This window comes from Arcobacter iocasae (genome assembly GCF_042214795.1).
Lineage (GTDB): Bacteria > Campylobacterota > Campylobacteria > Campylobacterales > Arcobacteraceae > Arcobacter > Arcobacter iocasae.
In genome coordinates this window covers 611,149-623,608 of sequence record NZ_CP090177.1, presented here as the reverse complement: position 1 = coordinate 623,608, position 12,460 = coordinate 611,149, and the positions used below count along the sequence as shown (strand labels likewise).

At 29.0% G+C, this 12,460-nt stretch carries 10 protein-coding genes; all 10 read left to right on the top strand.

The genetic code is table 11. The features are described 5' to 3' along the window. The first annotated feature begins 32 nt into the window (after nt 1-32). Complete coding sequence (locus LXN10_RS03270) at nt 33-1,445, top strand: PepSY-associated TM helix domain-containing protein (protein ID WP_375724512.1); 1,413 nt, start codon at nt 33-35, stop codon at nt 1,443-1,445. 65 nt (nt 1,446-1,510) lie between these two features. Then, complete coding sequence (gene rarD, locus LXN10_RS03265; RefSeq protein WP_375724511.1) at nt 1,511-2,401, top strand: EamA family transporter RarD; 891 nt, start codon at nt 1,511-1,513, stop codon at nt 2,399-2,401. Between the two features lie 113 nt (nt 2,402-2,514). Beyond that, a complete protein-coding gene (locus LXN10_RS03260) occupies nt 2,515-5,994 on the top strand; it encodes an acyl-[ACP]--phospholipid O-acyltransferase (protein ID WP_375724510.1) in 3,480 nt (1,159 codons plus the stop codon). 68 nt (nt 5,995-6,062) lie between these two features. Next, nucleotides 6,063-6,557 (top strand): 5-(carboxyamino)imidazole ribonucleotide mutase, encoded by a 495-nt coding sequence (gene purE / locus LXN10_RS03255; protein WP_375724509.1) that lies wholly within the window; start codon nt 6,063-6,065, stop codon nt 6,555-6,557. A 91-nt stretch (nt 6,558-6,648) separates the two neighbouring features. Further along, the gene (glyQ, locus tag LXN10_RS03250; protein ID WP_013136311.1) at nt 6,649-7,530 is read left to right on the top strand and encodes a glycine--tRNA ligase subunit alpha; all 882 of its coding nucleotides are present in this window, start codon (nt 6,649-6,651) and stop codon (nt 7,528-7,530) included. Further along, nucleotides 7,530-8,282: a Nif3-like dinuclear metal center hexameric protein gene (locus tag LXN10_RS03245; protein WP_375724508.1), complete on the top strand. Its 753-nt coding sequence runs from the start codon at nt 7,530-7,532 to the stop codon at nt 8,280-8,282. Before glyQ ends, LXN10_RS03245 begins: the two co-directional genes overlap by 1 nt. Beyond that, nucleotides 8,279-8,998: a zinc ribbon domain-containing protein gene (locus tag LXN10_RS03240; RefSeq protein ID WP_375724507.1), complete on the top strand. Its 720-nt coding sequence runs from the start codon at nt 8,279-8,281 to the stop codon at nt 8,996-8,998. The genes LXN10_RS03245 and LXN10_RS03240 overlap by 4 nt, the downstream gene beginning before the upstream one ends. Continuing rightward, on the top strand, nt 8,998-10,149 hold the full coding sequence (gene waaA / locus LXN10_RS03235; protein ID WP_375725318.1) for a lipid IV(A) 3-deoxy-D-manno-octulosonic acid transferase: 1,152 nt from the start codon (nt 8,998-9,000) through the stop codon (nt 10,147-10,149). Before LXN10_RS03240 ends, waaA begins: the two co-directional genes overlap by 1 nt. Next, nucleotides 10,136-10,885 (top strand): pseudouridine synthase family protein, encoded by a 750-nt coding sequence (locus tag LXN10_RS03230; RefSeq protein WP_375724506.1) that lies wholly within the window; start codon nt 10,136-10,138, stop codon nt 10,883-10,885. Before waaA ends, LXN10_RS03230 begins: the two co-directional genes overlap by 14 nt. 172 nt (nt 10,886-11,057) lie before the next feature. After that, a complete protein-coding gene (ffh, locus tag LXN10_RS03225; RefSeq protein WP_375724505.1) occupies nt 11,058-12,413 on the top strand; it encodes a signal recognition particle protein in 1,356 nt (451 codons plus the stop codon). The last annotated feature ends 47 nt before the right edge of the window (nt 12,414-12,460 follow it).

Below are 12,460 nucleotides of genomic sequence, written 5' to 3'. Positions count from 1 at the left end.
TTAAATTTTAGTTTGTATGAAGGATAGAGAAGATGGATATAGGAACATCTAGTAAATATAAAAAAGTAAATGAAGATACACTTTTTTATAAAGCCGCTTGGCGCTGGCATTTTTATGCAGGGATATTTGTAACACCTTTTATGTTGATACTTGCAGTAACTGGTATGCTTATGATGTATATTGGTTATTTTGATGGAAGAGATGGGGAGAGAGTAACTGTTCCTATTCCCCCAAATACTATTATGCTTACCTTACAAGAACAATCAAACATCGCACTAGCCACTCACCCAAAAGGAAAATTAGTAGAGTGGATAAAAGCCTCTGAACCAAATAGAGTAAATGTTTTTCGAATAAAAGATTCTGATGGTAGCCAATCTATGGTTGCAGTAAATCCATATAATGGGGAGATTGTAAATGAATGGCTAAGAAGACAAGGTTGGTATGATTTAGCAGATGATATTCATAGTGATTTGCTTTTAGGAACTATTGGTGATAGGATATTAGAAATAGCTGCTGGCTTTGCTATTATTTTAATTATCACAGGAGTTTATCTTTGGTGGCCAAAGGATAGGAAAATAAGAGATTCTTTGATTCCAAAACTATCACTAAAAAGTCGACTTTTTTGGAAAGAAGTGCATGTCTCACTTGGGGTTTATGTATCTATTTTCTTTTTTTTATTTTTATTATCCGGAATGTCATGGACAGGAGTTTGGGGTGGAAAGCTTGTACAAGCTTGGAGTACTTTTCCTGCTGAAAAATGGGATAATATACCACTTTCAGATGAAACCCATGCTTCACTAAATTATGGTCCATCAGCTGGAATGCCTTGGGCAATAGAAGAGACTCCTCTTCCTGCTTCTGGTTCAAAACTAGGTGTAAATGGCACACTTCCAAATGAAGCTGTAAATCTAGATAGTATAGAAAGACTTGCTCAAAGAATTGGTTTTGAGGGAAGATATAGAGTATCTTTTCCAAAAGGAAATACAGGAGTATGGACGATAAATCAAGATACTATGAATAGTGATGCTAAAAATCCCTTTGCAGATAAAACTGTACATGTGGATAGATATACAGGACATGTTTTAGCAAAAGTTACTTTTGATGATTATTCATTTGCAGGTAAAACGATGGCTGTATCTATTCCCATTCACATGGGATTAGTAACTATTTGGAATCTAATAATTAATACAATAATTTGTTTATCAGTTATAGTTTTAAGTATTACAGGTGTTATTATGTGGTGGAAAAGAAGACCTGAAAAATCTGGATTTAAATTAGTTCCTCCGTCTATTCCAAGTAAATTGCCCCATTGGCATAATGCTATGATTGTTATGTTGGCTCTTTCTTTATTTTTTCCATTAGTTGGAATTACTTTGGTTTGTGTTTTATTATTGGATATGTTTATTTTATCTCGTATTCCTATACTAAAAAAGATATTTAAATAATACTAAAAAATGAACTTTTATTTACTCAAGTTTTGATATAGTTTTAAAAACTATAAAGAGTACACTTGAGTAATGAAAGATTAGGTCAACTTTATGCAGTATTTGCATTTTTATTTTGGGGAGGATTATCTCCAATATATTTTAAAGAGGTTTCTTCTGTAGAACCAATTGAGATATTAGTTTATAGAGTTTTATTTTCAGTTATTACTCTTTTGCCTTTTTTCTTTTTTAAAAAAGAGCTTAGTGCTTTTTTAAATATTATAAAAGATTTTAGGCAAATAAGAAATTTATTTTTATCTACACTTTTTGTATCAATAAATTGGCTTATTTTTATTTGGGCAATAACAAATAATAGAATACTAGAGGCCTCACTTGGTTATTATATAAATCCACTTGTAAATGTCTTATTTGGCTTTTTATTTTTCAATGAAAGAATGACAAAATACCAATACCTAGCAATCTTTATAGCTATCTTAGCGATATTATACCAGCTAATAACATTAGGTTATATTCCAATAGTTTCATTATCTTTAGCTATCTCTTTTGCAATATATGGAATGATAAGAAAAAAAATAAATGTAGGTTCTATTGTAGGTTTATTTGTAGAAGTTCTTTTATTATTGCCTTTTGCAGCTGCATATTTAATTTATATTTATAATACTAAGGAAATAGCTTTTGGTGAAAATAGTGGAGTCTATGTCTCTTTTATGTTAGTTCTTGCAGGATTAATAACAGTTGTTCCTTTACTATTATTTAATGGTGCAGCTACAAGAATGAAGCTTGCTACATTAGGCTTTTTTCAATATATTGCTCCTACAGTTTCTTTTTTTACTGCTGTGTTTATCTATCATGAAGAGTTTAATTTTGATAAATTAGTAACCTTTTGTTTAATCTGGTTAGCTCTTATTATTTATTCATTAGATTCATTTTCAAAGAAAAAAGTTAAAATTAAATAATTACAATTTGGTTTCACCTTAAAATTTTAACTTGACTTATTATTCATAAATATTTATACTTCATAATATGTACATTTATTGGAGTGTTAAATGAAATTTGTGATTAAAAATAGATGATAGGTAAAATTAATAATCTAGTAGTAATAAAATTTGCTTTTTTGTTTGTGGTATTTTGTAATGTGGTAGTTGACATTGCCCATAAAATTTTTTTACAAAATATTGCTTTTAAGATATTTGATGGAAGTACACAAGTTATTTGGATATCTATTATAAATGCTTTGATTCTTATTCCTTATGTACTCTTATTTACACTAAGTGGATACCTCTCAGATAAATACAATAAAAAAAATATTTTGATATATGGAGCTATATCTTCCTTTTCATTATCCATTCTTATGATATTTGCTTATGCTATTTCAAACTTCTATTTAGCAATGTTTGTTTTAGTTTTATTAGCTGTTCAAAGTGCCATATACTCACCTGCAAAATTTGGTTTGATTTTAGATATATATGGCAAAAAAAACTTATCAAGTGGAAACTCTGCCCTTCAAGCTATATCAATAATTGCAATACTTTTTTCAATAGCAGGAGCTTCATACTTCTTTGAAGGTTTTTATAATAGTAACCATCTTGAACTATTAAGTACAAAAGAAGAACTTTTATATGCAATCTTACCTTTGACTTATTATATTTTGCCTGTGGCATTTTTAGAGATGTTTGTCTCTTTTTTAGTCTTAAGAAGAGTAAATACTTATTACAAAAGAGATAAAGAACTATCTTTAGATAAGAGTGAGTTATTAAAGGGAAAACTATTAGGTAAAAATATAAAAGTCTTATCTTCAAATAGTGTGATATTTTTATCAGTTATTGGGCTTTCTGTATTTTGGGGAATATCACAAGGTATGATGGCTGTTTTCCCGTCTTTTGCAAAAGAGTATTTAAATGTTACTGATGTGTTTGTAATAAATGCAGTTATTGGAGTATCTGGAATTGGTATAGCAATAGGTTCTATACTTTATTCTAGAATTTCAAAACACTATATAGAAGTTGGAACTATACCTTTATCGGCTTTAGGAATGGCAACTACTATTTATACTGCTACTATTGCTCAAAGCCCATTTTTAATAGGAGTTTCATTTTTCATTTTTGGAATATTTGGAGGAATGTTTGTTGTTCCTTTAAATGCTTTGATTCAATTTAATGCGAAGAAAAAGATATTAGGAACAATTTTAGCTGGTAATAATTGGTTTCATTCTGTTTCTATGTTTTTGATGCTGTGTATGACAACTATTGTCTCTTTTTATAATCTAGACCCTTTAAATACGATATATCTAATTTTACTCATTACTATAATTGGTACAGTTTATACAGTAATAAAATTACCTCAATCTTTGATTTTACTGTTTTTAAAAAGTGTTATTGGATTAAAGTATAAACTTGAAGTAAGTGGAATAAAAAATATTCCTTCAAGTGGTGGAGTACTTTTACTTGGGAATCATGTTTCATGGATAGATTGGGCAGTTGTACTGATGTCAGTTCCTAGGGAAGTTAAGTTTGTAATGCATAAACCAATTTATGAGAAATGGTATTTAAATTGGATTTTAAAGATGTTTAAAGCAATACCTATTGGAACTACAGGAAGCAAAAATACAATCAAAACTATTGCAAATGAGTTAGATAAAGGAAGTGTGGTTGTACTTTTCCCTGAGGGTGGAATTACACGAAATGGTCATTTAGGAGAGTTTAAAAAAGGGTTTGAAAAAATATTAGAACTAACCACTAGTGATGTACGAGTAGTTCCTTTTTATATAAGAGGTCTTTGGGAGACAGTTTTTTCAAGAGCTAGTAAAAAATATAAAAAATCATATAAGATAAATAGTGTAACCGTATCATTTGGGAAAAGAGTTAAAAAAGAAAAAGCAAATGTAGTTAGTGTAAAACAAGATATTGTAAATCTTTCAACAATTGCATGGCAAGAGCATATAAATAACCTAGCACCATTAAATGAAGTTATTTTTGATAGATTAAAATCTGTATCAAGTGAGATGATTTTTGCAGATTCTACGGGAGTAAATCTATCAGGTAATAAATTTCTTACAGCTTCAATTTTATTTAAAAATTTACTAAATAAAAAGATACAAGGAAAAAATGTAGGTTTACTTTTACCATCAACAGCAGCTGGTGCATTTATTAATTATTCATGTTTGATGTTAGGTAAAACCCTTATAAACTTAAACTATACAAGTGAATTAAGCTCAATAAAGCAAGCTATCTTACAAGCAGAAATCAAAACAATAATTACTTCAAAAAAATTTGTTGAAAAATTGAAAAATAAAGGTATAGATGTAAAAGAAATATTTGAGTTAGTTGATGTAGTTTATGTGGAAGAGTTAAAAGAGAAGATATCAAAAGTATCTGGATTATTTACTCTTCTTAGTATTAAACTTTTACCAGCATTTTTATTAAAACCTTTTTATTTAACAAAAATCAAAAAAGATGATATTGTTATGATTCTATTCTCATCTGGAAGCGAAGATTTACCAAAGGGAATCGAACTTACAAGTGATAATATCTTGGGTAATTCTCAACAAATAGTTACAATAGTAAATGCGACACATGATGATATTATTGTAGGTTCATTACCTTTATTTCATGCTTTTGGTATAGTTGTAACTACTTTTTTACCTTTGATTGAAGGGATTAAATGTGTAGCTCACCCAGATCCAACTGATGGTTTTGGATTAGGGAAATTGATAGATGAATACAAAGCTACAATTATGTTTGGAACATCAACTTTTTATAGACTTTATACAAAAAATCCAAAAGTAAATAAAACTATGTTTACAAGTATAAGACTTGCAGTTGCAGGAGCTGAAAAACTAAGAGATGAGGTAAGAGTTGATTTTAAAAATAAGTTTGAAAAAGAGATTTTAGAAGGATATGGTACAAGTGAAACTTCTCCCGTAGTTGCTTGCAATATACCAGATACTTTAGCAATTGACGGCTCGATTCAAGTAGGTTCAAAAAAAGGAAGTGTAGGTATGCCAATACCAGGAACAATTATAAAAATAGTAGATCCAGATACTTTTAAAGAGTTAGCAACAGGTGAAGAGGGTATGATAATCATCTCTGGAATTCAAGTTATGAAAGGTTATTTAAAAGATGAAATAAAAACATCAAAAGTATTAAAAATAATTGATGGGAAAACTTTTTATATAACAGGAGATAAAGGAAGAGTTGACAAAGATGGTTTTATTACTATAGTAGATAGATACTCTAGATTTGCAAAATTAGGTGGTGAAATGATAAGTTTAGCAAGTATTGAAGACAAAATATCAAAACTTTTATTTGAAGATGAAAACTCAGAAGTTGATTTCATAGTTACTTCCATAGAAGATGAAAAAAAAGGTGAAAAAATAATATTACTTATTTCCCATATTGATGAAAAAGAAGTTGCAAAACTAAAAGATGAGATTATTAAAAAATTTGATAATAAATTAATGATTCCTTCAAGTATAAAAATTGTAGAAGATATACCAAGATTAGGAAGTGGAAAAAAAGATTTTAAAAAGGCAAAAGAATTAGCTTTTTAAATTTATAAAATAATTAGATATTTTTTGGTATAATCGCCACTATTTATAAAAAATATTAAAGGAAAAATATGAATTTTGTTTCTATTATTATGGGTAGTAAATCTGACTATGAAATTATGAAAAACTGTGCTGAGACATTGGAGCAATTCAATGTTCAATATGAAATGATAATCTCTTCTGCGCATAGATCTCCTGAGAGAACTAAAACTTATGTTAAAGAAGCTGAAGAGAAAGGTGCAATAGCGTTTATTGCTGCTGCTGGAATGGCTGCACATCTTGCAGGTGCATTGGCATCAGCTACAACTAAACCTGTTATTGGAGTACCTATGAAAGGTGGGGCAATGGATGGTATGGATGCTATGCTTTCAACTGTTCAAATGCCTTCAGGAATGCCAGTTGCAACTGTTGCTCTTGGAAAAGCTGGAGCTATTAATGCTGCATACTTAGCTATTCAAATCTTAGCAATTACAGATAAAGAACTTGCTATAAAATTAAAAGAAGATAGAATAGTAAAAAGTAAAGCTGTAGAAGTTGATTCTAAAACTATAGAAGTACTAATATAGTTTAAAATATCACACTATTTGGATTAAAACTAATAGTGTGATATTTGAATTTTAACAAAGAGAAAAAAACAAAGCTTTAGGGATAAAATAGATGATTACATTTTCACAACTTCTTTTAAAATTACAACAATTCTGGGCAGAGCAGGGTTGCAACATTGTTCAACCTTATGATATACCAGCTGGTGCTGGAACATTTCATCCTGCAACACTATTAAGAAGTTTAGACTCAACACCTTGGAGTACAGCATATGTAGCACCAAGTAGAAGGCCAACGGATGGAAGATATGGAGAAAACCCAAATAGACTAGGGGCTTACTATCAATTTCAAGTTTTAATCAAACCAAGTCCAGATAATATACAAGACTTATATTTACAATCTTTAGAGTATCTAGGGTTAGATGTTTCTAAGCATGATATTAGATTTGTAGAAGATAACTGGGAATCTCCGACATTAGGAGCTTGGGGACTTGGATGGGAAGTTTGGCTTGATGGTATGGAAGTTACTCAATTCACATATTTCCAACAAGTAGGTGGAATAGCTTGCGATCCTGTTGCTGTTGAAATTACATACGGTACTGAAAGATTAGCTATGTATTTACAAGAGGTTGATTCTGTATTTGATATAGTTTGGAACGAAAATGCTCATGGCAAAACAACATATGCAGATGTTCATAAAGAAGCAGAATATGAATTCTCTAAATATAATTTTGAAGTAGCTAATGTAGATATGCTATTTAAGCACTTTGATGATGCCTTCAATGAGTGTAAATCATGTTTAGAAGCAGGACTTCCCCTTCCAGCATATGATCAATGTATGATGGCAAGTCATGCTTTTAACACACTTGATGCAAGAAAAGCAATATCTGTAACTGAGAGACAAAATTATATTTTAAAAGTGCGAGAGCTTTCACAAGGTTGTGCTTTATTATATAAAGAACAAGAACAAGATAGATTAAAAAGAATTGGAAAATAATGAAAATCAAAGATATTTATGACTATTTAGATTCACTTTCACCTTTTGATTTACAAGAGAAGTGGGATAACTCTGGACTAGTTGTAGGTAGTTTTGATGAAGAGGTGCAAAAAGTTTATATTAGTATAGATTTGGATGAAGAGTTAGTTTCGAATATGGAAGAGAATTCTTTAGCTATTACTCATCATCCCTTGATTTTTTCACCTTTGAAAAGAGTTAATTTTGATTCTTACTCTACAAAGCTTTTAAGAATTTTGATACAAAAAAATATTTCATTAATTTCAATGCATACAAATATAGATAAAACACATTTGAATAAATATGTTGGAAAAGAGATTTTGGGATTAAATTTAGAAAATAGTGAAGAATTTATCTCATATGCTCAGGTAAATTCTTCATTTGATAAATTTTGTGAAGAAATATCAAAAAAATTAAATATTGATGAATTGAAATTTGTAAAGTGTAGTGATGAGGTTAAAAGAGTCGCCTTAGTAACAGGGGCAGGAATGTCGATGTTATCGGAAGTTAAAGCTGATTGTTTTTTAACTGGTGATATAAAATATCACGATGCGATGGATGCTAAAACAAGAGGAATTTCATTAATTGACATAAGACATTATGAAAGTGAACACCATTTTACGGAACTTTTATACTCTCTTATTGAAAAATATTTGAAAAAAAATAAATTAACAGCTATAATGGCGAATTCAAAAAATCCATTCAGTTTTTATAATACAAGGAGAAACGGTTGAACAAGTATTTAGAGGATTTAATCAAATTATCAAAATTTGACAGCAAAATTAGTTCATTTGAACCACAAATTGACAACGAAAAAGAAAAACTAGCAACTTTTGTTGAAATTGCAGAAGAGATTAAAAAAGGTATAAATGATACTTATGCTCAAATTGATGAGATAAAATCAAAAAGAACTAAAAATAATATTCACTTAGCTGAATTAAAATCGAAATTAGATGATATATCTAAAAAAGGTGCAGTAGTTCAAACAGAAAAAGAAGTTAAAGCTTTACAATTAGAAGAAGAGATTGCTAAAGAGCAAATTTCATTCGCAAATGAAGAAATTGAAAGACTTGACAAACTATCAACTGTAAAAGAAGAAGAGTTAAAAGAGTTACAAGAGAAATTAACTGAAGAAGAAACTGGAATCAAAGAGTTACAAGTAGCTGTTGATAGTGCTATAGAAGAGATTACTAAAGAAAGAAATGTTGTTTATCAAGATAGATCAGAGCTATTAGCTGATTTTGATAATAAAGTTTTAACTTTTTATGAAAAAATTAAAAGATGGGCAAAAGATACTGCTGTTGTTCCTGTTAAAAAACAGGCTTGTTATGGTTGTTTTATGAAAATAAGTGACCAAACTTATGCAGAAATAATTAAATCAGAAGAAATTATCAATTGTCCACATTGTGGAAGAATAATTTATAAAGAAGAAGAAACTGTAGAGGCTTAATCTTGAGCCTCTTCTCAATATTTTATTTTTTAGTATCTTTACTACTATATATTTTAGCAATCCCCTTTATTTTATTTAAGTCAAAAAACAAAAAATATAAAAAAGCTTTACCTGCAAGATTTTTTTTAAAAGATAATAACTCTTTTAGTGAATCAAAAATTTGGTTTCATGTATGTTCTTTTGGTGAAACAAAAGCAATAAAGCCAATTGTAGAAGCTTTGAATGAAGATGTTAATATATCAGTTATTACAAATACAGGTTTTGAGGAAGCTAAAAAATTAAATAAAAATGTAAGATTTTTACCATATGAACTTTTACTTCCATTTTGGATCAAAAAACAAAAAGTTCTTTTAGTTATGGAAGCAGAACTTTGGTATATGCTTTTTTTAGTTGCAAAAATTAAAAAAACAAAAACTATTTTGATAAATGCAAGAATTAGTGATAGGTCATATAAGTCATATAAAAAGTTCTCTTGGTTTTACAAAAGAATTTTTAAGAATATTGATAAAGTTTTTGCCCAAAGTGAAATTGACAAAAATAGACTTGAAGAGTTGGGTGCAAAAAATATTGAGGTAATAGGAAATATAAAATTAGCAACGCTACCAAAAAGAAGTAATAAATACAAAAAGCCAAGTGAGTTTATAATAACAGCTGGTAGCACCCATGAAAATGAAGAAGAACTAATTTTAAATTCCTATGAAAAAGAGTTTGGGAAGTTAATTATTGTTCCAAGGCACCCAGAGAGGTTTGAAAAAGTAAATCTTCTTATAAATGAGTTTATAAAAAATAAAGATATTACTTATCATAAGTTTTCCTTGAAAAATGATTTTTCAAGTGATATAATTTTAGTAGATGTTATGGGTGAGTTAAATAATATCTATGAAATATCAGATGCAGTTATACTTGGCGGGGCATTTGAAAAAATTGGTGGACACAATCCAGTTGAACCTGCATTTTTTAATTGTAGGGTAATAAGTGGTGAAAACTACTTTAATCAAAAAGCTCTTTTTGAGTGTATTGAGAATTATAAAATCGTAGAAAACTCTCAATTAAAAGATATAATGAGAGATATAAAAAATCTAAAACCAGCCTCTTTAAAACAGACTGGAACAATAGAACCAATATTAAGGGAAATAAATGGGACAAGATAAAGCTTATAAAGTATTAGCAAAACAAGAAAATATATCAAATAGTAAAGCAAAAGATTTAATTGACAAAGGCTTAGTAAAAGTTGGAGACAAAAAAGTTCTAATTGCAAGGGGTGATATCTCTGAAAATACAACATTTATTGTAAAAGAAGTTGCTCCTATAAAAGTGATATTTCAAGATGATGATATTTTAGCTGTTGATAAACCAGCTTTTTTAACAGCAGATGAAATATCAAGAAAGTTTCCTAATTATTTATTATTAAATAGATTAGATAAAGAGACAAGTGGAGTTATGCTTTTCGCAAAAAATGAAGAGTTTCAAACAAGAGCCATAAGAGAGTTCAAAAACAATAATGTATATAAAGAGTATGTGGCTATTGTTGAGGGAAAAGTTATTGATGAGATTGTAGTTGATAAACCAATTTTAACTATCAAAAACAATAAAGGTGTTGCTAGAAGTAAAGTAGATATGAAAAAAGGTAAAAGTGCAAAAACTACAGTTTATCCAATGCTTATCGAAGGAAATAAATCAAAAATAAAAGTTGTAATTGATACAGGAAGAACTCATCAAATTAGAGTTCACTTGAATTATATTGATTACCCTATTATTGGAGATAATGTTTATGGAAAACCTTCAACACATGTAAATAGAGTTTTATTACATTCTAAAATAACTAAAATATTTGACTACACATTTGAAGCAAAGGTTCCAAGAGAATTTAACATCTATGGACTTTAAATAAAATTTAAGGTTTAGTAATTTAAACAAATTACTAAAAACCCTTAAAATAGCCATATAATAAATAAAAATTTAAATTTTATGTTTAAATTTAACTTAAAGTTGACTCAATTAAAGATATATAAAGTTTAACTTTAGTAAAATCACTCAATTTTAAAAATGGAGTAGAGTTTTGTTTGATGTAATAACTGGGTCGATTAAAAGTGCAGTAAATAAAGTAAGATTTAAAGATGATGCCGCATCATTAAAAAAAGCGACAACTGAACTTAGAAAAGCACTATTAAAAGCAGATGTACACCATAAAACTACAAGAGATTTAATAAACAATGTTGAATTAAGAACAAAAGAGTTAGGAATAGGTCAAAATGCCTTTCTAAAAGCTTTACAAGAGAACTTAACAAGCATTTTAACAGCTGAGGGTAATCAAGGCTTTGTTTTTTCAAATACTCCTCCTACAACTGTTTTAATGACTGGTCTTCAAGGGTCAGGTAAAACAACTACAACTGGTAAACTTGCAAATTATTTAAAACAAAGAAAGAAAAAAGTTTTAATAGCTGCTTGTGATTTACAAAGACTAGCAGCAGTTGAACAACTAAAACAAATATGTGCACAAATTGAAGTTGATTTGTATTTTGATGATAATGAAAAAGATCCAGTTAAAATTGCAAAAGCTGCTCAAGAAAAAGCAAAAAAAGAACTTTATGATGTACTTTTAGTTGATACAGCTGGACGATTAGCAATTGATACAGAATTAATGAATCAATTATCAAAAGTAAAAGATGCCCTAAATCCAGATGAGATTTTTTATGTGGCAGATTCACTAACTGGTCATGATGCAACAAAAACTGCAAGTTCTTTTAAAGAGCAAATTGGTATTGATGGAGTTATATTATCAAAATATGATGGTGATACTAAAGGTGGAGTTGCTATATCATTAGCTGACCAAGTTGGTGTTCCTTTAAGATTTATTGGTACTGGTGAAAAGATGCCAGATTTGGAAGTATTTATTCCAGATAGAATTGTTTCTAGACTTATGGGTGCTGGAGATATGGAAGGACTTGCTGAAAAAACATCAGCAATTATTGATGAGAAAAAAGCAAAAGAAGTTACTAAAAAAATCAAAAAAGGTGAATTTAACTTTAATGACTTTTTAGAACAACTTAAAATGATGAGTAAGTTGGGTTCTATGAAATCTATTTTAGGAATGATTCCAGGTATGTCACAAATGGCTGGACAACTAAAAGATATGGATTTTGAAAACTCTGATGAGATAAAAAGAATCAAAGCATTAATTGGTTCTATGACTCCAAAAGAGCGAGAAATGCCATCTCTTTTAAATCCAAGTAGAAAGAAGAGATTATCTAAAGGTTCTGGTTTATCAGAAGTACAAGTTAATAAAATCTTGAAACAATTTAAAAGTGCATCAAAAATGGCTAAACAATTATCAAATAAAGGTGGCATGAAAGGCTTATCAAGCATGATGTCACAAATGAAAGGTCCTGGTGGGATGCAAGGTCTACCAAGATAAATAAATAAAAAATAAATAGTGTTGAGTTGTAAACTTCTAAGGTAAGT